Genomic DNA, 24,207 nt, shown 5'->3' on the forward strand with positions numbered 1-24,207 from the left:
TATTGATTTGTTATATTATTTTTTATTGTTTAAATCGATCGCAATTTTCATGATCTCAACCATGACTTCTTTGAAGGTATCCAACTTTTCGGGAGCGATTTTTTCCATCACTCTTTTATTGAAGTTTACAACAACTTCTTTAGACATGTTTCTGGAATTCAAACCTTTATCTGTAAGTTTAATAATTACTTCACGTTTGTCTGTGGTTGTTTTTTCTTTATAGATGTATCCGTTGTCTTCAAGAAGTTTGATGATCCTTGTTAAAGAAGTGGGTTCGATAGCCATTTTAGGACCTAAATTCGTACTTCTAGTCCCTTCTTTTGGATCAATTTTAAGAAGAGTAAGCGCCTGAACAGCCGTGGAATCATGTTCCTGAGCAAGATCTGTATACATTTTAGAAACAGCCAACCAAGTCTGCTTTAAAATTAGATCTACATTTTCTATTTTATCTTTATTGTTGTCCATCATGTTTGTGGAAATGGTTTAATTCAAATGTAGTAAATATTATGCATGCATAGTATTTATTAACGTTAAATTTTGTTAATAACCTGATAGTTAGATGATTAAATTGTATGACTAGCATAATACTATGCATGCATAGTATATGAAGTTAATAAAGAAAAACGTGTATTAGTGAATGGTTTTTACGAAATTAACTATTTCTTCGAAGGATTCGCATTGTTGATTCATTGAATCATTGGAAATAACCCAAAAGTTGTTTTGAAACTCAAAATTTAATGAAGAGAGGTCTTTTTGGAAGTTTTTTTGGAGTAAAGAATACAACATTTCTTTATAAAAATCGGGTGCGATGATTTTTGGAGACACAAAATTTTCATTGACCTGAAATAAAGAAGCGTTTGTTAGCTCGTCATGTTGAAGCAAAAGATCTTCAACAATTCCGGAGTATAAATGGCTATCTTTTACGTACCATATTTTATCTGCAAACTCTTTAGCCAATCGCCAATCGTGGGACGAAAATAAGATTAATTTGTTCTGTTCTTTGGCTAATTTTCTAAGCGTTTTTAGAATGATAATTTTATTCTTTTCATCTAAATGAGTCGTAGGTTCATCAAGAATAATGATAGGAGAGTTCTGGGTTAAAGCTCTTCCAATAAAGGCTTTTTGAAGGTTTCCGTCTGATAGGTTTTTAAGAAGAGTATGTTTATATTGGTCTAAATCTAATGCTTTAATTATATCTAAAACCTCTTCTCTATCTTCTTTTTTAATCTCAAAATAGAAAGGATAGTAAATGTATTTTCCCAACGAAATAAGGTCTTCAACTGTATAGTTCTGTGGAATAATTGACTTTGAAAATACAACCGCAATATTTTCTGCAATTTCTTTAACGGAAAGATTCTTTATATTTTTATTATTAATAGAAATTTCTCCGCTTAATAAAGGATTTTGATGGAGAATAGATTTGATTAAAGTTGTTTTTCCAACCCCATTGTTACCAATCAATAAACATACGTCTCCTAAATTCAAATGGGCAGAAGCATTTGAAATTAAGGTTTTGTTATAGCCGATGTTTGCTTGTTTGATTTGTAGGTGCATTTTTACTTAATTTTTGTTTCCCACGGATTTCACAGATTTACACAGATTTCTTTTCTCGCAGATTTTATTTACTTTTAGTTTGTCATGCTGGAAGCATCTCTACAAAGAGAGTTTAGATTCCTACGGAATGACAATTATAACGTATTATTTTAAATTGACAATTGACTCATTCACAATTCACTTTTATACTTTATTCTGCTTCAAAAGCATCATCAATATCACAGGAATCCCAAATATAGAGCTTATCACATTTATTGGAACTTGCGTTTTCTCTGCAACGATTGAAAATAATAACATCATCAACATTCCCAAAAACATATTTAAAATCCATTGCTGCCAGAGTTTTGCGGGATTATAAACCAATCGGCAAAAATGAGGAACAATAATTCCAATAAACAAAATAGGCCCCAAAAACGCTGTAATAGAAGCCGAAAGTAGGGAAGAAGCTACAATGATTAATATTTTTAATCGATTCAAATTCACTCCTAAACTTTGTGCGTATGAAGTTCCTAAAGAATTTCCAATGAGAGGTTTTATGGTTTTAAAACAGATAAATAATCCTATCAAAACTAAAATTGATAAAACATAAATCTGATTTCTCGTCACCATATTATTAGCTCCAAAAGACCATAAAATATAGTTTTTCAGGCTTTGATTTTCAGCATAAAATTGAAGCAGTGAAACAATCGCTCCGGCAAATGCGGAAACCAAAAATCCAAAAATAATTAAGTAAGATTTATCCTGAAATTTATTCGACATTGATAATAAAACCAGCATCAAAAGTAAACTTCCACCAATGGCTGATAAGCTCAGAAAGCTGTTTTGAAGAAATTCAGGAAGGAGAATATTGTGAGAGAAAAAAATATAAAATGCAACAGATAAACTGGCGACAGAGGTTATACCTAAAATATCAGGTCCGGCTAATGGATTTTGAAAATATTCCTGCATTAAAAAACCGGAAGTCGGAATTGAAATTCCTGCCAAAAGCATTACTAAGACTCTATTAATACGAATTTCTGCAATTTGATTATTCTCAGAGCTCATGAAAAAATCCTGAACATTGAGACTTAAAAATCCTGTGTTCAGATTAATTATCGCTGTAATAATAATGGCGATTAATAACAGTAAACACAGGATTTTAAATTTATTTGACATCATTCAGAAAGAATTCTGTAAGATTTATTTTAGAAAAGATTTTATTTTAGAATCTAATAGCTCAGGAGTTATCATTCCCAAGTATTCATCGGTCTTATCACCCTTTCTCATAAAGGTAAAAGGAATAGCTCCTCCGTCCCATTTTGTAAAATTGCTTTTGAAAAAGTTGGCATCAAGAAGTTTTCCGTCAAGTAATAGCGTGTTTTCACTAATGCCTTGTTCGTTTACAAAACGAGGAACATCTGTATTCCAAACATCTTTATTATCAACGCTTACAAATGTAATTTTTACAGGTTTTCCTTTTAATTCCGTGATTTTTTCTTTAAAATGTGGAATTTCTCTTACACATGGTCCGCACCAGGTTGCAAAGAAATTGGTTACATATAAAGTGTCATTTTTAGTTTTTAAAAAGTCGGAAGCCTGTTGTGTAGTCAAAACTTTTAATGCTAAAGCAGGAGAAGCAGGTTCTGGATTTTGTGAAACAGTAACCGAATCTTCGGTAACAACATTTTCATCAGTTTTCTGGCTTTCTTTTTTACAGCTTGAAAGTGCAACTAGAACAAGCGTGGATAAAATTATCTTCCTCATAAATTATTTTTTAGCTATTTTTGAATTGAAGTATGGAACAACAAATCTATAAAGGGAAACTGACGCAGTTTCATTGGTTAAAAGTAGCAAAAAAGGAAGAACTTACCAAAAATACTTTTTCTCTGGAGTTTGAGATTCCCGAGAATTTGCAGGAAAATTTCGAATTTGAAGCGGGGCAGTTTGTAAGTGTAAAATTTCAATCTCATGGTAAAGATGTTATTAATGATTATTCGATGACCTCTGCTCCTTATGAGAAAAAAATAAGTTTAGGAATAAAAGTAAATTCGCCTGATGGAGAGACTTCCGAACTATTTAAAAATTATAAAGTAGGAGATGATTTGCTTGTGAGTGAGCCGGGCGGAAGATTTACACTGGTTTCCAAACCTCATGAATTCAGAACGATTGTTGCTTTTGCTGCGGGAATTGGAATTACTCCAATATTAAGTCACTTTAAAAATATTCTTCACACAGAACCAAGAACGAGATTGTTTTTATTCTTTGGAAATAAGAATTCTGAGGAATTGGTTTATAGAGATTTATTAGATAATCTTGCAAGAACTTGTGGCGACAGATTACAAATTTTCTATTTCTTTTCTCAGGAAAAAACCGCCGATCAATTCTTTTATGGAAGATTGGATGCCAAGAAATTGAATTTAATTATTAATCAAATCCTACATTTAGACGATACTGATGAAGAATCTACTATCTGGGATGCTGTAGATGAAGTATTGATCTGCGGAAAAGGAGAAATGATTAAAACCCTAGCAAATGCATGTTATCATCACGGGATTCCTAAGAAAAATATTCACTTTGAGCTTTTTGAAGAATTTAATGACGATATTTATCCGATAGAAAAAGAGTTTCCTTTAATTGAAAATGTGGAAGTTGATTTTACCATGTTCGGAAAAGAATATCATGCAGAATTGCCGGATAATAAGGATAAAATTCTTCAACAGTTATTGATTCAGAAGTTTTCTGTTCCTTATTCATGTAAATCAGGGATTTGCGGAAGTTGTGAATGTTATCTTGAAGAAGGGGAAGTTGAGCTGCTGGAAAATGAATATTTAACAGAAAAAGAAGAAGCACAAGGAAAAATTTTAGCCTGTATGTCTATTGCAAAAACTAAGAAAATAAAGCTTAACTTTGATTTCATTTGAGAATCGTAAAAAACATATTTAACCTTGCCTTTATATCCGTAGAAATTGGAATTCTGCTGATATGTCTTGCCAATGCCTGGGTGTTTGCTCTTACAGGAGGTCGTACGTATACGAAAATCTCAAAAATTCCGCCCCGTGAAATTGCCTTGGTTTTGGGAACATCGCCCAAAATGAGATCGGGAATGTCTAATCCTTATTTTACGAAAAGGATGGATGCAACGGCTCTCCTTTATCACCACGGAAAAATTAAGCAAATCATTGTAAGCGGTGAAAAAAGTAAAGGCTACAACGAGCCGGCTGCCATGAAAAAGTATCTGGTTTATCAGGAAGGTGTTCCAGAAGATATTATTACGGAAGATCCAAAAGGTTTCAATACTTATAAAAGCATTTTGCGTTGCAAAGATGTTTACAAAAAAGACAATGTGATTATTGTTTCACAAGGTTTTCATAATCTTCGTGCGTTGTTTTTTGCAAGAAATAATAATATGAATGCGTTAGGTTTTGATGCTCAGGATGTCAACAAACCTGAAAGCTTTTACAGAAATCAAGCCAGAGAAATTCTGGCTCGAGTAATTGCTGTAGTATATTTTGTATTGGGAATTTCTCCTGATTAGAAAGGATATCCGAATGCGATATTCAGAGTTGGTTTGAAGGGTTGGAAATCTTTAAATCTCCATCTGTCACCATCCGGTTTGTTTGGGTCATAGATTTTATAGGCAAGATCCAGTCTAAGCGTAATATAAGCTACATTTACCCTCAATCCGAAACCACTTCCGATACCGACCTGACCTAAGAATTTATTGAATTTAAATTCATCTCCATATCCGTCATTATAGTTTTTAAGACTCCAAGTGTTACCGATATCTGTAAAAATTGCCCCTTCATACATATCATTGAAAGGAATTCTATATTCGATATTCGTCGTCAGTTTTACGTTGTCTGTCATGTAAGTACGAACTCTTTCATCAACCTGAGAATCAGATGGTCCAAGACCTCCGTAAGCAACCCAGGCTCTGATATCGTTGGAACCACCATTGAAATAAGATCTGATCACCGGCATTGAAGACGAGTTCCCATAAGGAATACCCACCCCAATAAACTGGCGCAAAACTAAGGTCTGATTGCTATTAAATTTGAAATATTTTCTTACATCAACATCAAATTTTATAAACTGAGCATAAGGAATTCCAAAAATTGTTCTTTCAGGGCTCGTTACGATCCCTCCGTCATTTCTTTTTTGGTTAAATGCGCTCAAAATATTCCCTGCTAATTCTACTTTTCCATTAAAATAAAATGCGTTTGGATAGTCTTTTTTACCAATTTCATTATAAACAAAATTATAGATCATTGACGAAATAATAACATCCTGCGTCTGTCTGTCTTTATTTACTAAAGTTCCAAGAAATGCTGTCAATCTATCTCTTCCAGTTTGATCAAGAGTTCCTATATAATCGGTGTCATTAATAATTTCCTGAGAAATTTCATCAATTGTTTTCTGTCCGGAAGCAAATTCTTGCGCCGCATCTGTATTATGCTGAAAATAATCAGTGAAAATTTCATTTCTGATAATATTATCATTCACAAAATAATCATAATACGCATCTTTATTTTTTGTTAAACTCAACTGTGTGTTGAAAAGGGTAAGTCTGTGAGAAACCTTATCATTTACAGTTGCGAAATAATTTAAACCTGTATTAAAGTTAACTCTTCCCAAACCGATATTATTCTGAACGGCAGCTCCCAAAACAATAGAAGAGGTCGGACTGTATCTTTTTGGAAGGAATTTATAATAATCAAAAGGAAGCAATAACCTCGGGAAATTCAATGAAGCCTGCGCCGAAATTTCGTACGCCAAAACACGTTTGCTGATATCTTTCGTACTTCTTATAGAGCCAAAAGTTCCCGAAAGACTTGTTGAAAGGTTTTCTGCACCGTTGAAAACATTTCTTGTTGTTAAATCTATCGAAGGAGAAACTCCCAGGTTTAATAACTGAGAATAATTAACGTCAGTTCCTACCTTTAATTCATATTTTGGAAGTGGTTTCAGCAAATACATTACGTCAACAATACTGTCGTTGGGAGATGTTCCGCCACCATGTCTTAATGAGTCTTTTGCTTTTATGATGCTGAAGTTGTTCATCGATAAAAGATTTCTCTTCGTAAGATCTAATTTCTTCTGATCATAAGGTTGTTTACTTCCCACAATAATTGATCTCCAGATTGATCTTGTCTTATATTGATCATTTACCTTATGAAATCTGATGCCTCTTAAACTATCTTTCGTTGTATTTTTAGGATAATCTCCTGCTTCATCAACGATAGCAACGTCTATATTTCCTATTGTTGCAACCTTATAAGGTGTGTCAATAGAATCTTTATGAATTTCTAAAGTAAGAGGAATCTGTTTTCTGCTTTTTAAAGAATCTGCAACGAAATAAATTTCATCATTAAAGTTATTAAACTTATAATAACCGTATTCTCTCATGAGATCTGTAATTCTTGTCACCTCTTTTTCAAGAACGGTCTGATCAAGGATTTTCCCAGATCTTATAAGAGTTTCATGAATCTTTTGCTGATAGATATTTTTAACCTTCGGATCCGGAATGTTATAATAATATTCTTTTATAAGTGATGGATCTTTATGCGTAATAAAGTAGGTTACGGCCGCTTTTTTAGAAGCTGAATCTAAAACATGCTTAAATTTTACTTCTGCATCCCAATAACCACGATACGTCAATCTTTTCTCAATAGATTGCGCACTTTTCTCAGTTTTTGTCTGATCTAAAATTATCGGTGGTGATCCCCAGTTATGATATAATCTGTCAATCAAAAGGCTTTTCCCGACGCTACTTTTCATGTTATACTTAATAAAAAGAGAATCACGTAATTTCTGATTTCTCATTTCATTAGGATAGGTCATGTATTCGTTAAGAATCGTATCGTACTTAGGATTAGCAGAATTGTACAGCCATAAACTTAAAGGCATAAAGAGAAACTGCTTTTTATTAGGCTTTTGCTGAACGTAATTTTTCAGTTCACCATCAAAAAGCTCTTTCTTATCTTCAAACTCAAAATTGTTTTGCGTAAGCAGATATTCACCATCCGGAACTTTCTTTGTTGTACTACAAGCATAAAGAAGACCAACAAATGTTGCAAATGAGATAATTTTATAATATTTTTGAGGAGAATTCTTATAATGCTTACAGCTCATACAATAAAAATTTTACAGTCTTTAGATAAAAAGAAGTTCAGACAAAAATACAATTTGTTTTTGGTTGAAGGTAATAAAATCATTTGCGAACTTCCCAATTCTAATTTTAAAATTAAAGAAATATTTTCTACCGATCCGCAAAAATTGGACCGTACGGATGTTCCCATCACTCATGTGTCTGAAAATGAGTTGAAAAAAATTAGTTTCCTGAAAAATCCGAAAGATTCTGTGGCAGTTTGCCATTTAAAAACAGAAGAAATATTTGAGGATAAAAATGTTCAGCTTGTGTTGGACGGAATTCAGGATCCCGGAAATTTGGGTACGATCATTCGATTGGCAGATTGGTTTGGAATTGAACAAATTATTTGTAGTGAAGACACCGTAGATGTTTATAATCCAAAGGTTATTATGTCGACTATGGGCTCTTTTACGAGGGTAAATATGGTTTATACCGATTTGGTTGAATATCTTTCAAACACAAAAAATATAAATATCGGCACCGATATGGAAGGCGAAAATATCTATACTTTCAAAAAACCTGAAAAAATGAATTTGATTTTAGGTAACGAAGGCAACGGAATGCGCCCCGAAACAGAAAAACTCCTTCAAAAAAGCATAAGTATCCCAAGATTTGGTAAATCTCAATCCACAGAAAGCCTGAATGTATCAATGGCGGCGGGGATTATTTTAGGACAACTTTTCAGGTAGGAGAGAAATAGAGTTTTAGAGTGGGAGAGTTTGAGTTATTGCAAACCCTAAAATTCTCTGACTCTAAAACTCTACAAGATTATATAAGTTGTTCCAAGCTTGAAACACTTTTATTTTTCTGATAGCTTTCTAATTTTTTTCGTATAAATTTCAAAGCAATAGGAGCAACATAGATTAAAGCTGCACCCAAAAGTTTTTTCTTCCAATTAGAACTGCTCATGTTTTTCTTCGCATAATTCCCTACCAACGCAGTGATTCCTAGCTTGATAAGGCTATCCATTGCATTACCTTTCAATGCAGAACTTGCGATTCCCATGGCTGTATTTCTATTGACAAACATATCTTTAACCTCAGTGGTCAATTGTTTGGCAATCACATCTTTTCTGAGAACAATTTTTTCATCACCATCTTCATCTACCTTTTCCTGCAGATATTGATCTGTTAAACCATTAGTAAATGCGCTTAAACTTTCTTTTGTATTTTTAAAAGTCAGAAGATTTTCCAAATCATTGATTTCACCTTTCAACAAATCTTTCTTAATTCTTAATTCTTTTAAGCTGTCGTAGTTTCTGCCCATAGTTTAATGATTTAAAAATTTAATTACCTGATCTGCTACTGTATTTACGATTCTGGTTTTAAAGAGAATAACAAGAATCATAACCAAAAAATAAAAAGCAGCAACAATTAAAAATCCATAAGAAATATTATCTAAAGCTTTGCCAATAAGAAACGCTATCCCAAAATTAAAAAGGATGATAAAAAAAGCAAAAGCGGTAAGTAATATGGCAAGATAGGCAATGATACCGGCAGAAAGAGAAGACTTTTCTGTAGCTTCAATCTTCAGAAGATCTATTCTCTTAGATGCGTATTCTTTTATAGTTTCTATCATTGTTTTTTTTTAAAGTTACAAAAAAAGGAACTTTAGTGCACAAAGTTCCTTCTCATAATTTACTCAAAAAATAAATTATTTATTTTTTAAGATCATTCAATTCTGCTTCTACATTTTTCACTACATCTGTAGTTTTAGAAACAATTTGATCTTTATATTTATCGTAACCGTCTTTCATTGTATGAGCTACATTACTAGCTGTTTCCTTAAAAGTAGATGAAATGTTACCATATTGGTCTTTCACTTTTTCAGAAACTTCTCCATACTTTTCTTTAGCCTGATCTTTAAGATCGTTAGCTTTGGTTTTGATTTTTTTTCTAGTTTCTTTTCCCTCTTCCGGAGCATAAAGCATTCCTAAAATTACACCTGCTGCAGCACCTGCAAGAAGTCCCGCTAATATACCTGCTGAATTGTTTCCTTTTCTAGACATTTTTCGTTTTTTTAATAGTTAATAAATATTAGTTTTTTACGCTTTAAATCTTGCAATTAATGTACCAAAACAGGGCATTGTTTATTAAAAATTGTTAAAAGTTTTTAATATGGGAAAGAATACTTTCAATAGTTTCTTTTTTGGTAAGGTTGGTATTGTCGATAACAATGGCGTCGTCAGCCTGCTTCAATGGGGCAATTTCCCTCTCGCTGTCTATCTTATCGCGTATAATGAGGTTTTCCTTTACCTGCTGTTCTTCTGCTTCAATTCCCAGACTTAAAAGCTCATTGTATCTTCTTTTTGTTCTTTCGTCAATACTGGCAGTAAGGAAAAATTTGAAGTCCGCATTTGGCAGAACTACTGTCCCGATGTCACGTCCGTCCATAATAATCCCGCCTTTTTCTGCCAAAGAGCGTTGAGAATGAAGTAAAAAATCTCTTACTTCTTTTTGTTTTGCAATTAAACTTACATTAGAAGAAACCTCATTGCTTCTGATTTCTTTAGAAATATCAGTATGATTAAGATGAAGAACCAATTCGCCATCGTTATTTTTAAACTCAAGCTGAATTTGATCTAAAGAAGAAAATAATCCTTCCAAATTGATAGACCCATTATCATTAAGACAGTTTTGAAGCGCAAACCAGGTAATACCTCTGTAAAGCGCACCTGTATCCAGATGAACAATTCCTAATTTGTCGGCAATGACCTTAGATATTGAACTTTTTCCGGTAGACGAGTACCCATCGATAGCTATTACAGGTTTTTTCATACCGCAAATTTCAAAATTTTTTCTAAAAAACCAAGAAATACTAAGAAATTTTATTAATTAAAATAATAATTTCTTAATTGGTGAAAATTAATATCTGTGTCCGCTAAGATCCATTGAAACTCCTATTTGGTTGACGTTAGAAGAGTTATGATATCTTACGTGAGCATAATCTATCCTGAATTTTGCAATTTTGATCCCAAAACCTCCGGAAAGTCCAGAAAAATTTCTTTGATCTGCTACTGCCAATTCATTTCCTCTTTTTACGTTGTAACCCAATCTGATGTTAAAACTTTTTTCAGGGAATAATTCTGCTCCTATAGAGAAGTGATCGGCAATTTTTCGTCCGACATTTACTTCCTGACCATTTAAATTATAATCGGAAGAAATATCAAGCTGTTGCAAATCATGAGCAGTAATAGTAATCGCCAAAGGAATCGCTGTTAAAATTTTAGTATATCCTAAATCTACTCTGAACGGAAGATTTTCTCTCGTCCCGTTGAAAGATTTAAACTGATATCCAAAGTTTCTTGCAACTACGGAAACAACTTCTTTACGTTTCTTATTGTGATAAGTAACCCCGAAATTCCCTCCAATGGCAGAAGATGTATAAGTATCGATTTTTGAAGTGATGAAGTTTATCCCTCCACCGATCGTCCAGTTTTCTTCAAACTGATACGCATATCCGGCTCCCACAGCAACATCAGAGGCTGTGAAATTTCCGTTCTCAAAACCACTTTCATCCGTTCGCGGGATGTCTCCATAGCTCATATACCTTGCATTGATCGTGGCCATGTGACCATTATCAAAATCTTTGGCAAAAGCTATCGTTCCGTATTTTGAGTCGGCTAGATACGCAGCACCATTCACAGAGAGCTGTTTATCAGAATCTTTATTCAGTAACGCTGGGTTTGCAATAGCAAAAGAAACATCATAATCTCTTATGGTAATTGCGTCTCCACCCAAGGCCGCTTGTCTGGCAGATACAGGAATATTTAAAAATGGATAAACATTTGTTCCTGTTTGAGCAAAAGAAACAATTCCTGATAGAAACAATGAAAAAATGACAATTTTCTTCAATTCAATTTATAATTAATGCAAAAATAATCCTTTTTCGTACTTATCAAAATATTTCTAACATTATTTCTGATTAAATATTTTTCTTATTGCAATATTTTTAATGATTATATTTGCAAAATCAAATTTCTGGGAGCTATCCCTTCGTAAAAAAGTTATTAAAAATTAAAGATGAAATATAAAAGAATCCTTCTAAAACTTAGTGGTGAAGCCTTAATGGGGAACAGACAATATGGTATTGACACTGAAAGACTACAGGAGTATGCAGTGGAGATCAAAAAAGTAGTAGAAAAAGGCTGTGAAATTGCCATTGTAATTGGAGGAGGAAATATTTTCCGTGGAGTAGCAGGTGCTGCGAAAGGAATGGACAGAGTACAAGGAGATTACATGGGAATGCTTGCTACTGTAATCAACGGAATGGCTCTACAAGGTGCTTTGGAAGATGCAGGAATCAAAACAAGACTTCAATCTGCTATCGAAATGGATAAAGTGGCTGAACCTTTTATCAAAAGACGCGCTGTGAGACACCTTGAGAAAGGTAGAGTAGTGATCTTTGGTGCAGGAACAGGAAATCCTTATTTTACAACTGATACGGCTGCAACGTTGAGAGCAATCGAGATCGGAGCTGATGTTATCTTAAAAGGAACAAGAGTAGACGGTATCTACGACAGCGATCCTGAGACCAATGCAGATGCTGTAAAATATAACTCTTTGTCTTTCGACGAAGTTTTTGAAAAAAACCTTAAAGTAATGGATATGACTGCCTTCACTTTAAGTCACGAAAATAAATTGCCGATTATTGTATTCGATATGAACAAAGAAGGTAATTTAGTGAAGATTGTAGAAGGAGAAAATGTTGGAACTCTAGTTAATTTATAGGAAAGGGTTAAGGTAATAGGATTTAGGAATCAGGTGAGAGTTTTGATTTAAAAATTTAAATTATTTTTAAGATTTAGGCATTAAAAATTTACTCATTATTCATTACTCATTACTCATAAAAAAAATGTGTAACTATTCAAATTTTAGATATATAATGGAAGAATTAGATCTTATAGTAGAAACTGTAAAACAAGACATGGAGGCAGCTATTAAGCATTTGGATCATGCATTTCAAAGAATTAGAGCAGGACGTGCATCTACATCTATGGTTCAGGATGTTATGGTAGAATATTACGGAGCTCCGACTCCTATTAACCAAGTTGCAAACGTTTCTGTTCCTGATGCTATGACCATCTCTATTCAACCTTGGGATAGAACAGCGATTGGCGCGATAGAAAAAGCTATTATCAACTCTAACTTAGGTTTTGCACCTTCTAACAACGGGGAAAATATTATCCTTAATGTACCGCCTTTAACGGAGGAAAGAAGAAAAGAATTGGCAAAACAGGCTAAAGCAGAAACTGAAGATACAAAAATCGTTGTAAGAAACGCAAGACAAAACGGTTTGAAAGAACTTAAAAGACTTGAAGGTGTTTCTGAGGACGTTATAAAAGGAGTGGAAGAAGATATCCAGACTCTTACAGACAAGCATGTAAAGGCTTGTGATGACCATCTTAAAGTAAAAGAAGCTGAAATTATGAAAGTATAATTTTCAGTTTTTGAAAATAAAAAAGAGGTTCCAAATTTTTGGAGCCTCTTTTTGTTTTATTTGAATAGTAGATTATTTACAGTTTTCGTTGTAATCGTAGATGACTTCATTTACGATAGATAATTTGTCTACTGTTGCATTTTTGATCTCATCTCTGATGAATTTTCCAAGACCGCTCCTTTGTTTTTCTTCATTTTTTAAAGATCCGTATTCACCTTTAGCTGCTTTTGCTTTTGTGACAGGGCAGTCTCCGATCGCTATTTTTACTTTTGCAGGGGTAAAATCTTCAACTTTTCCTCCTTTTTTTGAGTAAACATAATCAGGAGTAGTTCTCAATCTTTCATTTTCCACCGAATTGTAGGCTGAAGCAGAGGTAGGATAACCATACATTTTATAAACTCTAATCTTTCCATCTGTTACAATTTCTGCAAATTGTGAAGTTCTGGTCAGGTTGTTTAAAGCTTTTATTCCTGCACCAATTCCTGTAGAATTATTTGAACTGTTGATGGCTTCTCTTGTATTGGTATATTTTATAGATTGAAAAACTCTTGGAGCATCACCTTCATACAACATATATTCTTTGATATCATCGGCATCGTAAGTTTTAAATTTGATCTTATTTTTCACCTTATCGATGTCAGCAACAGCAGCAAATTTTACTTTTAACTGATTCTGCCACGGACTGGAATAACTTCCATTTAAATGCACAACACCCTCAACCTTTTTTCCAGATTTATCAATAATATATCCGTATTTTTCACCATTATAAGTTGTTGTTTCTTCCTGAGCATTTGCATTCAGAGAAAAAAGCCCGAATAAGCCAATTAGTAATAATTTCTTCATACAATTTTAATTAATTTCCGTAAAGATAATTTTTTAAATTTAAATAAATATTTAGACTAAAAAAATTAACAATCACTCATAAAAAAAGATCCAGAAAACTCTGAATCTTTTAATTTTTAAATGCTTTAATCTTAATTAAAACTATTGATATCTTTTATGTTCTTTATTCTTAGAGAACAGTTTTGTGATCGGTTTAAATAGCACTTTATATTTTTCTGCATCAAATAATTGCGAATCGGTAAGTGCCTTGTAAGTCATCCAAACTCCAAAAGGGAAGAGGATGATATTCGGAAGCCACGCTGCGAGATAAGGGTTCATTTTTCCTGCCCATGCAATGTTTTCAACCCCAACATTTATGACATAAAATATGATGAAAATTACAATCGCGATGATCACCGGAAGCCCCATTCCTCCTTTTCTGATGATTGAACCTAAACTTGCTCCAATCAAAAAGAAAATAATACAGGTGAAAGAATACGTCACAATTCTCTGCTGATAAATAACAACCTTACTGAAATACTTTACATTCGGGTTGATATCATTATTTTTTGTATCTAAAGTCGTTTTTAAATTATCCAATCTGTTATGAGCATTGTAGATCATATCCAGTTTTTTATCACTTTTTACGGTGTCTAATTTAATTTGAGCCTTAGGAATTGCTTTAGATTTATTCTGATCCATATACGTTATCACAGAATTGGCTTGGTTTAAGGCATCATTACTTGAAGAAGTGAAGAATTTTTCATTATCCTTCTTATTTTTATCAATCGTTTTATTAAGCTGATTGAAAGTCTGGAAACGGTAATCATCCGTAATTTGTTCTTCCTCGATGGCTTTATTAATGATTTCACTGATGTCGAAATGCGATGTTAAAGTATCAAATTTAATCGCCTGATCGGGCTGTTTTAACCTTACATTATCACCTTTTCCACCGAAATTATCTTCAAAAATATATCCGTTGTAAAGAACTAATTTTAAATAATTCTTGTTAGCTGCAGGAACAAATTTCCCTTTTTCAGCTACAATAGATTGTTGATTTTCATACGTACTCGCTTTTCTGTGAACGAAAACGCCTTCAATATTTTCTCCATTATCACCGTAAATTTTATCAAATTTCACCATGTAACCGGGAAGCTGATCGATGAATTGTCCTGGAGTAAAGTTCAATGCAGGTTTGGTTTGAGCAATATTAAAAAGCATATTTTTCGCCTTCCTCTGGAAATCCGGAATGATGTTATTCGAAAAGAAAAACAGCATAATCGCCAGCATCGTGGAAACTCCCAAAAGAGGCATCATTACTCGGGTTAGAGAAATTCCGGCAGCCTTCATTGCGGCAAGCTCGTACCGTTCTCCAAATTCACCGAAAGACATGATGCTCGCCAAAAGGATCGTAAGCGGTAAAACCATACTTATTACACTCACCCCAAGGTAGAACAGCAATTTAAGGATTTGCCAATAGCTTAATCCTTTACCCATAAACTGCCCCAACTGAACCCAGATAATGTTTACAATAAATATGAAAAACAATACGCTGAATATAAAGAAAAACGGTCCAAAGAAGGTTTTTATGATATATCGGTCTAGTATTTTTAACATGCGCCAAAATTAATGAAAAAGCCACAAAGTTTTCTTTGTGACTCTATATTTTATTATTTTTTTATCATTAAGTAAAAACGCGAAATCGTAAAACAGCAAATTTGCTTTTGAATAATTGATTCTGATGCAGTTCTCCGATTTCGCTATTTTGCTTTATTTATAGTTCTGTGATAACATAATTTTTGTACTTATTCTTATCAAATACAAACATATTGGCATCAAGATCCTGATTTTCCTTGTATTCTTTAATGGCAATTACGGCAACGTCTTTATTATTTCCGTGCTGTTCCAGTTTTACCATTTGTTTTTTAGCAGAATCTACAAAAATGTAGACATATTTTAACCCGTTTGCTTTTACGGGAGTTAATTTAATGAAATCTGTACTTACTCCATTTACAGTTTTCTTTCCATCGTAAGTTACATTGTAATCATTTCTGTATGAAGAAAGATAATTGATAGGAGAGAACATCGTGCTGCTTGCGTTTGGCTTTGCAACAGTTACTTCCATATCTTCTGTATTAATGTTGTAAATTTTGCTACCGTCGAAGATCTGTTCTGTATCCATGATCTTCAATTTATATTTATCTCCTGCAGCGTAATAAATTCCCGGTTCTGTTTTTCCAACTGTTCCGTTTACTCCACTTCCGAAAGAAAATTTAAAATAAGTGTTCTTTTTAGACTTGTAATTTGCTGTGATGTCGTCTAATATTTTTTTAGCCTTAGCATCAATTTTTTGTGCATTGGTAAATCCAACTGCTCCAATTATAAATCCTCCTAATATTATTTTTGAAATACTGTTTTTCATTTTTTTAATTTTATACTCTTAAACATTTCCAACTTCAAAAGATATCGTCAAATGACGTTTATCCTTCTATCTACGCAGATCTTCCAAAAACTGTTCCAAAGAATGAAGATCACTGATAATCACTTCTCTGGCTTTTGCTCCATTGAAACCTCCTACAATACCGCTCGCTTCCAACTGATCCATAATTCTTCCTGCTCTATTGTATCCTAATTTCAACTGTCTTTGAAGCATTGATGTCGATCCTTGTTGAGTTGAAACAATAATTCTCGCTGCATCTTCAAATAAAGCATCTTTTTCATTTGGATCAAAAGAACCGACGTTACTTGTCGCTTCTTCTGAAACATATTCAGGAAGTAGGAAAGCAGAAGCATATCCTTTTTGCTCGCCAATAAATTCTGCCAGTCTTTCTACTTCCGGCGTATCTACAAAAGCACATTGAAGTCTTAAGATTTCATTTCCATTAAAATAAAGCATATCTCCTTTACCGATCAACTGATCTGCTCCCGGAGAATCAAGAATCGTTCTTGAATCCACACTTGAAATTACTCTAAATGCAGCTCTGGCAGGGAAGTTAGCTTTAATCATACCTGTAATTACGTTTACAGAAGGTCTTTGTGTTGCCACAATTAAGTGAATTCCGACTGCTCTTGCTAACTGTGCTAATCTTGCGATTGGTAATTCAACTTCTTTTCCGGCAGTCATAATTAAATCTGCAAACTCGTCAACAACTAAAACGATGTAAGGTAAATAACGATGACCATTTTCAGGGTTTAATTTTCTTTCAGTGAATTTTTTATTGTATTCTTTTAAGTTTTTACAGAATGCATTTTTAAGCAAATCATATCGTTGATCCATCTCTACACAAAGAGAATTTAAAGTATTAATTACTTTATTGGTATCTGTGATAATTGCATCATCCGTATCCGGAAGTTTGGCTAAATAATGTCTTTCAATTTTTGAATATAGAGAAAGTTCCACTTTTTTAGGATCTACCATTACGAATTTTAATTCGCTTGGGTGTTTCTTGTAGAGTAGGGAAGTAAGGATTGCATTGATTCCAACCGATTTACCCTGACCTGTAGCACCCGCCATCAACAAGTGAGGCATTTTTGACAGATCGGCCATGAAAACTTCGTTCGAAATTGTTTTTCCAAACACAACCGGAAGATCCATATCTGTATTTTGGAATTTATGCGAAGCGATCACAGAACGCATAGAAACCATCGTAGGATTCTTTCTAGGAACTTCAATTCCGATTGTTCCTTTTCCAGGCATTGGAGCAATAATTCTGATTCCTAATGCTGAAAGATTCAAAGCAATATCATCCTGTAGTTTTTTGATCGCAGAAACTCTGATTCCGGCTTCTGGTACAATTTCGTATAATGTAACCGTTGGCCCGATCGTCGCTTTAATTTCAGAAATTCCAACGTTGAAATTCTTTAAAAGTCCAACAATCTTATTTTTATTTTCTTCTAATTCTTCTTTATTAATAGAAATTTCTTCATTACCATAATCAGTTAAAAGTTCAACAGGAGGCATTTGGAAATTCGCCAAATCTAATTTGTGATCATAAAGTCCGTGCTTGTCAACGAGGTCTTTAGATTTTCTGTCAGATTCATCCAGAATATCAATTACCGGAGCAACTTCTACATTGAATTTAATCTCATCTTTAACAACCGGTTTTGGAGGATTAATATCAAACGCTTCTTCCGGAGTTGAAACCGGAACGGCAGGTTTTGTATTTAGATTTAAACTAACAGATGATGGTGAAAAATCATTTTTGTCTTCTTCAAATGAAGTATGATTTGGAGTTGTGATCGTTTCTAAATTTGTTGAAACAGGAACTTCAGGAAATCCTTTCGGAACACTCACTGGCTCTTCAACTTTTATTTTTTGAGTCGTGTCTGTTACCGAAACATGAGGTGCCGTTTCTTGGATTTCTTCTTCCAATTCTTCATCAGCTTCAAAGTTTTCCTCAGAATTTGGCATCATAGATTTTACTTTTCCGATCGTATTTTCATTGATCTTATCCAGTTTTGCCTTCATCGAGCTTGGACGAAGATTAAATTCCAAAATAAAATACAACGCAATACTAGCCACCAAAACAGTCCAAAGTCCAACGCTTCCAATGATTGCATTCAAGGAATCCATGATCTGATAACCGTAAACTCCGCTTAAAACACCTTGTCCTTTAGTAATGGCTCCAAACAAAACAGGTAGCCAACAGATAAAGAATAAAGAATGTCCGAAAGTCATCCAAGGTTTAAAGATCTTCTTTTTCAGGATCATTGTACCTGTCACCGTGAAAAGAAACGCTATAATAAAAGAGGCAACGCCTATGCTCTCAAAAATAAAGAGATTCCCGAGCCAGTCGCCCAGTTTCCCAAAGATGTTCGATGACTTTATAGTTTTGTCCATCATTGTTCCTGCCTGGCTTTGGTCTGCTTTCCAATTCATTAAATAAGAAATGAATGAGAAAACAAGCACGACAGAAAAAAGTATAAAAGTAAGCCCGATGAAAATACGTGGCTTAGATAAGATTTTGCCTTTTTCAGGCAATTCCGCTTGTTGTTTTTGTGTCTTTTTGTCCATAATATCAGTGTGGGCAAATTTAGTGTTTTTTCAATACTAATGAATTTTTTTTAGCCAAAATAGAACTCTAATTTATGTTAATTTTTTTATAATAAATGTCACTTTAGAAAGGAAATTACTCTAAAATTTAAAACTATTGAAGTAATAAATTGATTTCATTTAAATAAACGTGGTATAAAATGTTTTTTTGAACTAGTTCAATTTTTTTGAATTGAAAGCTCTGTAGTTTTGCATCATAATAATTAAACAATAGAAATTATGAAAAATTTATTTAAAATCGCAATGACCATCTGTTTGGTCTTCATTTCATTACTTAAAATTAACGCACAAAAAAAAGAAAGCATGGAAAATACAGCATTATTAATCATTGATGTTCAAAATGATTATTTTAAAGGAGGAAATATGGAATTGGTTGGTTATGAAAAGGCAGGTAACAATGCGAAATTAGTTTTGGATTATTTCCGATCTAAGAAATTACCAGTGATTCATATTAAGCATATTGCAACTCAGGAAGGAGCTACTTTTTTCATTCCAAATACTTCAGGTGCCGAAATTAATAAAATAGTTTTGCCAAGAGAAGATGAAAAAATAATTACAAAACATTACCCAAACAGTTTTAGAGAAACAGAATTATTGGAATATTTACAATCAAAAGGAATCAAAAATCTTGTAATTACAGGTATGATGACCGATGTTTGTGTAGAATCTACTACAAGAGCGGCTTTTGATTTTGGTTTTAATAATACAATAATCAGTGATGCAACAGCAACCAGAGACAGAGAGTTATTTGGAAAAATTGTAAAGGCAGAGGAAATTCAGAGATCATTCTTGGCAGGAATTTCAACATTAGGAAATCTTTACGCCAGAGTTATTACGACTTCCGATTTATTAAAAGGAAAATAATAACAATCAAGTCAATTATAAATAAAGATATCGATAATTATTGGTATCTTTATTTTGCTTTAAACAGTAATGATGCTCGATTTACTATATAAAAATATTACTCGCCACATTTCACTTTCGAAAGAAGAATTTCAACGTTTTTCTGAGCCTTTTCAGCTTAAAAAATTTCAAAAGAAAGAAGTTGCATTAAGAGAAGGGGATCATTGCCTTTTTGAAGGCTTTGTTGTAAATGGATGTTTCAAAGTTTATTTTTTAACAGAAGACGGATTTGAGCAAACTCTATATTTTGCAGTCGAAAGTTGGTGGATTACGGATCTTGACAGCTTAATCAACAATGTTCCAAGCACTTTAAATATTGAAGCTTTAGAAAACAGTGAAGTTTTAATGATCTCAAAAAAAGACAAAGAGCTTCTTTACGAAACGATGCCGCAGGTTGAAAAACTTTTCAGGATTATGAATCAGCAATCTTCGGTGGCTTTGCAAAGACGGATTTTATCGTTAATGAATAAAACCGCAGACAAGCGCTATCTTGAATTTTTAGAAAAGTATCCTACATTAGAACAGCGGATAACCCAACAGCAAGTTGCTTCTTATTTGGGAATTTCCCATGAGTTTTTAAGTAAAATCAGAAAGAAAACAACATTAGGAAATAGATAACCTCAATCATCAGAATAGGTTTTATATATTCACATTTTCAGGCTATTTGGTTTTGAATTTTCTTCAATTTATTTTCACTTATTAAGAATGGTTCAAAATAGCGGAAATAGGCTTCAAAGTGACAAAAAACAGCTTTTTTTATCCTCTTTGTGGTTTATCATCCTTATTTTTGCATGTCAAGTAAAATAAATCATGAAGAAGCTCCAAGATATTCTTATCTCAACCAGAACAATGGCTGTGCTGTTACTGGTATTCGCATTTTCGATGGCCTATGCCACGTTTTTAGAAAACGATTACGGAACTCCAACAGCAAAAGCGTTAATTTATGAAGCAAAATGGTTTGAACTGATTATGGTTCTGCTTATGTTAAACTTCATAGGAAATATCGGAAGATACAGACTTTGGAAAAGAGAAAAATGGCCGGTTTTGGTATTTCACCTTGCATTCATTTTCATTTTCGTTGGGGGTGCAGTTACCAGATACATCAGTTTTGAAGGAACAATGCACATCAGAGAAGGTGAAACTTCAAACGAAATCGTAACCGACAAAAATTTCTTTAAAATTCAGATTGAAGAAAAAGGTGATGTTCTTAATTATCAAGATGTTCCTTATCTGATGTCTCCTTTGCACAAAGATTTCAATGCGACTTATGATTTCCACGGTAAGGAAATTAAAGTGGTAACAAAAGATTACGTTCAAAGAAAAAAAGACAGCTTACTGGCTGATCCAAGCGGTGCCGAATATCTACATTTGGTATCTACAGGAAAAACAGGAAGACAAAATATCTTCATCAAACCGGGTGAAACTAAGTCTATTAACGGAACTTTGGTAACATTCAACAGAGCAATTGAAGGTGCGGTAGAATTCAAAACTGAAGGAGGAAAAATATTCATTAAAACTCCTGTTGATGCTACGTATATGACGATGGCAACTCAGGCTACAGGAAATACAACGAAAGACGAATTCCAGCCTTTAGCGTTGAGAAGTTTATATAGCATTAATGAACTAAAATTAGTTGTACCTGAAGGTCTTAAAAAGGGAAAACTACTTTCTATTGAAGGTGACAGAAAGAAAGATGCTAATATTCCTGATGTTTTGACAGTTGAACTTCAAGGACCAAAAACAAAACAATTAGTAGAACTTTCTGTAGAAAGAGGAAATCCAAATGCTTACAAACAAGTAACAATGGATGGTTTAAACATTATGGTCGGTTTCGGTCCTAAAGTTTACAACACTCCTTTCGCACTTAAATTAGATGATTTCGTAATGGAAACTTATCCTGGAAGTACATCTCCAAGTGCTTATGAAAGTCACATTAAAATCATTGATGAAGGAAAACAAACGCCTTATAAAATTTATATGAATCACGTTTTAAATCATGGCGGTTACCGTTTCTTCCAGTCAAGTTTTGATCCGGACAGAATGGGAACAGTACTTTCTGTAAACCACGATTTCTGGGGAACTTTGATCTCTTATATAGGATACACATTATTATTTTCAGGAATGTTTGTTATTTTCTTCTGGAAAGGAACTCACTTCTGGAAATTAAATAAAATGCTGAAAGACGTTAACAAGAAAAGAGCAGCAATGGTTGTGCTATTGTTCTTAAGTTTAGGCTTAAATGCTCAGAAAATTGAAACTCACGGAACAACAGACGGAAGCAGAGAACACGTTCATGTAGAAGGAGAAAGCCATAACCACACTCCGGCGTCTGAAACGGTTCAGCCACAAAGCGCGCAGCCATTTACAAAAATGAAATTGGTTTCGCCAGATGAAATTATCGCTAGAAACAAAATAAGTGCAGAGCATGCCGATAAATTCGGATATTTATTGGTGCAGAATATTGAAGGAAGAATTGTTCCAATAAACACTCAGGCTTTAGATATTTTAAGAAAACTTTACCAAAAAGATGCATTCAGAGGTACAGATGGAAAGTCTTTAACAGCTGATCAATGGTTTATCTCAATTAATACCGATACTCCAAGTTGGACGATGGTTCCAATGATTAAAGTAGACTCAAAAGGAGGAAAAGCGCTTTTAGAAAAAACAAAAGCCAATGAAGATGGATACACTTCTTTGATGAGTCTTTTCCCAGCTGATGCTAATGGAAATCTAACGTATATTTTAGAGGCAGATTATAACACAGCATTCCGTAAGAAAGCATCAGAACAAACTGAATATGACAAACAGATCATTAAAGTAAACGAAAGAGTTCAGATTTTTAATGAATTCTTCAGCGGTCAGTTCATGAAAATTGTTCCTGTGAAAAATGATGCAAATCACACTTGGCATTCTTGGTTAGACCAAAAATTTGAACCGGATATGGAATCTCAGCAAGTGATGGGACCTTATTTTGCAGAAGTATTGACGGCTCAAAAATCAGGAGACTGGAGTAAAGCAGATGCTGAATTGGCAAAGCTTTCAGATTATCAGCAAAAATGGGGGAAAGCAGTTGTTCCTTCAAAATCTAAAGTTGATTTGGAAGTATTCATGAATAAAGTGAATATCAACTTCAAATTATTAATATTCTATACCATTATTGGAGGGTTATTATTGGTCTTAGGTTTTGTTGAATTATTTAAGCCTAACAAGCTTTTAAACAAGATCATTAAAGTAATTATTGTAATAGGAATATTCGGATATATTTTCCACTTCTTAGGATTGGTTGCAAGATGGTATATTTCAGGTCACGCACCTTGGAGTAACGGTTATGAAGCAATTATCTTTATTTCTTGGGTTGGAATTTCAGCTGGTTTAGCGTTGTACAGAAACTCAAATGCATTAATTCCTGCGGCAGGATTTATGGTTGCGGTAATTATGATGGGATTTGCTCACGGAGGTTCAGCACTTGATCCACAGATCACACCATTGGTACCTGTATTGAAATCATATTGGTTGATCGTTCACGTTGCGATTATTGTTTCAAGTTATGGTTTCTTTGCTTTGTCAATGATTATTGCGGTAATCAGTTTAGTATTTTACATTATTTCTAGTAAAGAAATGTACAAAATTCATCATGATACAACATTAAAAGAATTAGTGATCGTATCTGAAATGTCTCTTACCATCGGTTTATTTGCATTAACAGTAGGTAACTTCTTAGGAGGAATCTGGGCGAATGAATCTTGGGGTAGATACTGGAGCTGGGATCCGAAAGAAACTTGGGCTTTCATCTCAATCATGGTGTATGCTTTTGTTTTACACATGAGATTGGTTCCTGGATTAAGAAGCAAATGGGCATTCAACGTAGCAACAATGTTTGCATTCTGTTCAATGGTTATGACGTATTTTGGAGTAAATTATTACTTAAGCGGACTTCACTCTTATGCAGCGGGAGATCCTGTTCCGGTTCCGGCTTGGGTTTACATCGGACTTGCATCGATGATTATTTTATCTGCAGTTTCTTACGTTAAGTTTAAAGCTTTAAATAAAAAATAGATTTTAAAATCATATTTAAATTAAATCCCGAAAAGTAATTTTCGGGATTTTTTGTTGGATAATAACCATTAAGATTTTTTTTAGGAGTTAAGATTATTAAGAGATTTCTCCTACGTCGAAATGACAATTATAGTGTCTTTCCGAATAGAGCAAAGCGAAATGAAGAATCTAACTTAAATTCCTTAACTCCTAAAAAAAATCTTAATGGTTTAAATTTTTAAACATCAACATTAAGAAAATTTCCACATTA

Annotated in this window: 22 protein-coding genes; 8 read left to right on the forward strand and 14 right to left on the reverse strand. The window is 33.5% G+C overall.

Features of this window, described 5'->3' with window-relative positions; all coding sequences use genetic code 11:
- Positions 1-15: 15 nt before the first annotated feature.
- The 4 genes from SB689_RS01790 to SB689_RS01805 form a co-directional block, all read right to left on the reverse strand.
- Entirely contained in the window at positions 16-465 is a 450-nt protein-coding gene (locus SB689_RS01790) for a MarR family winged helix-turn-helix transcriptional regulator (RefSeq protein WP_054509975.1), read from the reverse strand.
- Between the two features lie 165 nt (positions 466-630).
- Entirely contained in the window at positions 631-1,554 is a 924-nt protein-coding gene (locus tag SB689_RS01795; RefSeq protein WP_410690392.1) for an ABC transporter ATP-binding protein, read from the reverse strand.
- A gap of 183 nt (positions 1,555-1,737) precedes the next feature.
- Positions 1,738-2,709, reverse strand: coding sequence for a FecCD family ABC transporter permease (locus SB689_RS01800; RefSeq protein ID WP_410691277.1), 972 nt, complete (start codon positions 2,707-2,709; stop codon positions 1,738-1,740).
- 24 nt (positions 2,710-2,733) lie between these two features.
- Complete coding sequence (locus SB689_RS01805) at positions 2,734-3,297, reverse strand: TlpA family protein disulfide reductase (RefSeq protein ID WP_410690393.1); 564 nt, start codon at positions 3,295-3,297, stop codon at positions 2,734-2,736.
- 32 nt (positions 3,298-3,329) lie between these two features.
- Between SB689_RS01805 and SB689_RS01810 the strand changes: the two genes are divergently transcribed.
- Positions 3,330-4,454 carry a flavin reductase family protein gene (locus SB689_RS01810; RefSeq protein WP_410690395.1) on the forward strand — a complete coding sequence of 375 codons (1,125 nt, stop codon included), beginning with the start codon at positions 3,330-3,332 and terminating at the stop codon, positions 4,452-4,454.
- Positions 4,451-5,068 carry a vancomycin high temperature exclusion protein gene (locus tag SB689_RS01815; protein WP_066758584.1) on the forward strand — a complete coding sequence of 206 codons (618 nt, stop codon included), beginning with the start codon at positions 4,451-4,453 and terminating at the stop codon, positions 5,066-5,068. The genes SB689_RS01810 and SB689_RS01815 overlap by 4 nt, the downstream gene beginning before the upstream one ends.
- Here SB689_RS01815 and SB689_RS01820 read toward each other — a convergent pair.
- Positions 5,065-7,665, reverse strand: coding sequence for a BamA/TamA family outer membrane protein (locus tag SB689_RS01820; RefSeq protein WP_410690396.1), 2,601 nt, complete (start codon positions 7,663-7,665; stop codon positions 5,065-5,067). The two genes, SB689_RS01815 and SB689_RS01820, sit on opposite strands and share 4 nt — an antisense overlap.
- Between SB689_RS01820 and SB689_RS01825 the strand changes: the two genes are divergently transcribed.
- The gene (locus tag SB689_RS01825) at positions 7,651-8,373 is read left to right on the forward strand and encodes a TrmH family RNA methyltransferase (RefSeq protein WP_410690397.1); all 723 of its coding nucleotides are present in this window, start codon (positions 7,651-7,653) and stop codon (positions 8,371-8,373) included. The genes SB689_RS01820 and SB689_RS01825 overlap by 15 nt on opposite strands.
- Before the next feature lie 79 nt (positions 8,374-8,452).
- Here SB689_RS01825 and SB689_RS01830 read toward each other — a convergent pair whose 3' ends face one another.
- The 5 genes from SB689_RS01830 to porQ all read right to left on the reverse strand — a co-directional run bounded on the left by SB689_RS01830 (position 8,453) and on the right by porQ (position 11,538).
- Entirely contained in the window at positions 8,453-8,950 is a 498-nt protein-coding gene (locus SB689_RS01830) for a phosphoribosyl-ATP pyrophosphatase (RefSeq protein WP_410690398.1), read from the reverse strand.
- A 3-nt stretch (positions 8,951-8,953) separates the two neighbouring features.
- Positions 8,954-9,262, reverse strand: coding sequence for a phage holin family protein (locus SB689_RS01835; protein ID WP_410690400.1), 309 nt, complete (start codon positions 9,260-9,262; stop codon positions 8,954-8,956).
- A 79-nt stretch (positions 9,263-9,341) separates the two neighbouring features.
- Positions 9,342-9,692: a YtxH domain-containing protein gene (locus tag SB689_RS01840; protein WP_410690402.1), complete on the reverse strand. Its 351-nt coding sequence runs from the start codon at positions 9,690-9,692 to the stop codon at positions 9,342-9,344.
- Positions 9,693-9,786: 94 nt separating this feature from the next.
- On the reverse strand, positions 9,787-10,461 hold the full coding sequence (gene cmk / locus SB689_RS01845) for a (d)CMP kinase (protein ID WP_410690404.1): 675 nt from the start codon (positions 10,459-10,461) through the stop codon (positions 9,787-9,789).
- Between the two features lie 87 nt (positions 10,462-10,548).
- Positions 10,549-11,538 (reverse strand): type IX secretion system protein PorQ, encoded by a 990-nt coding sequence (gene porQ, locus SB689_RS01850; RefSeq protein WP_410690407.1) that lies wholly within the window; start codon positions 11,536-11,538, stop codon positions 10,549-10,551.
- A gap of 168 nt (positions 11,539-11,706) precedes the next feature.
- On the opposite strand from porQ, the gene pyrH reads away from it, so the two are divergent.
- Together pyrH and frr are read left to right on the forward strand one after the other, a co-directional pair.
- Entirely contained in the window at positions 11,707-12,414 is a 708-nt protein-coding gene (gene pyrH, locus SB689_RS01855) for a UMP kinase (protein WP_410690409.1), read from the forward strand.
- 154 nt (positions 12,415-12,568) lie between these two features.
- Positions 12,569-13,123, forward strand: coding sequence for a ribosome recycling factor (frr, locus tag SB689_RS01860; RefSeq protein ID WP_410690411.1), 555 nt, complete (start codon positions 12,569-12,571; stop codon positions 13,121-13,123).
- Positions 13,124-13,195: 72 nt separating this feature from the next.
- On the opposite strand, the gene SB689_RS01865 is transcribed toward frr, so the two are convergent.
- The 4 genes from SB689_RS01865 to SB689_RS01880 form a co-directional block, all read right to left on the reverse strand.
- Positions 13,196-13,966, reverse strand: coding sequence for a hypothetical protein (locus SB689_RS01865; protein WP_410690413.1), 771 nt, complete (start codon positions 13,964-13,966; stop codon positions 13,196-13,198).
- Between the two features lie 141 nt (positions 13,967-14,107).
- A complete protein-coding gene (locus SB689_RS01870; RefSeq protein WP_410690415.1) occupies positions 14,108-15,562 on the reverse strand; it encodes an LptF/LptG family permease in 1,455 nt (484 codons plus the stop codon).
- A 157-nt stretch (positions 15,563-15,719) separates the two neighbouring features.
- A complete protein-coding gene (locus SB689_RS01875) occupies positions 15,720-16,367 on the reverse strand; it encodes a LolA family protein (protein WP_410690417.1) in 648 nt (215 codons plus the stop codon).
- A 66-nt stretch (positions 16,368-16,433) separates the two neighbouring features.
- Complete coding sequence (locus SB689_RS01880) at positions 16,434-18,959, reverse strand: DNA translocase FtsK (RefSeq protein ID WP_410690420.1); 2,526 nt, start codon at positions 18,957-18,959, stop codon at positions 16,434-16,436.
- A 258-nt stretch (positions 18,960-19,217) separates the two neighbouring features.
- Here SB689_RS01880 and SB689_RS01885 point away from each other — a divergent pair, with 258 nt between their 5' ends.
- The 3 genes from SB689_RS01885 to ccsA all read left to right on the forward strand — a co-directional run bounded on the left by SB689_RS01885 (position 19,218) and on the right by ccsA (position 23,957).
- Positions 19,218-19,862 carry a cysteine hydrolase family protein gene (locus SB689_RS01885; protein ID WP_410690422.1) on the forward strand — a complete coding sequence of 215 codons (645 nt, stop codon included), beginning with the start codon at positions 19,218-19,220 and terminating at the stop codon, positions 19,860-19,862.
- 72 nt (positions 19,863-19,934) lie between these two features.
- Entirely contained in the window at positions 19,935-20,519 is a 585-nt protein-coding gene (locus tag SB689_RS01890; protein ID WP_410690424.1) for a Crp/Fnr family transcriptional regulator, read from the forward strand.
- Between the two features lie 192 nt (positions 20,520-20,711).
- Complete coding sequence (gene ccsA / locus SB689_RS01895; RefSeq protein ID WP_410690426.1) at positions 20,712-23,957, forward strand: cytochrome c biogenesis protein CcsA; 3,246 nt, start codon at positions 20,712-20,714, stop codon at positions 23,955-23,957.
- Positions 23,958-24,207 lie beyond the last annotated feature (250 nt).

It is taken from the genome of Chryseobacterium sp. SIMBA_038, assembly GCF_046535115.1.
Classification (GTDB): Bacteria; Bacteroidota; Bacteroidia; order Flavobacteriales; family Weeksellaceae; genus Chryseobacterium.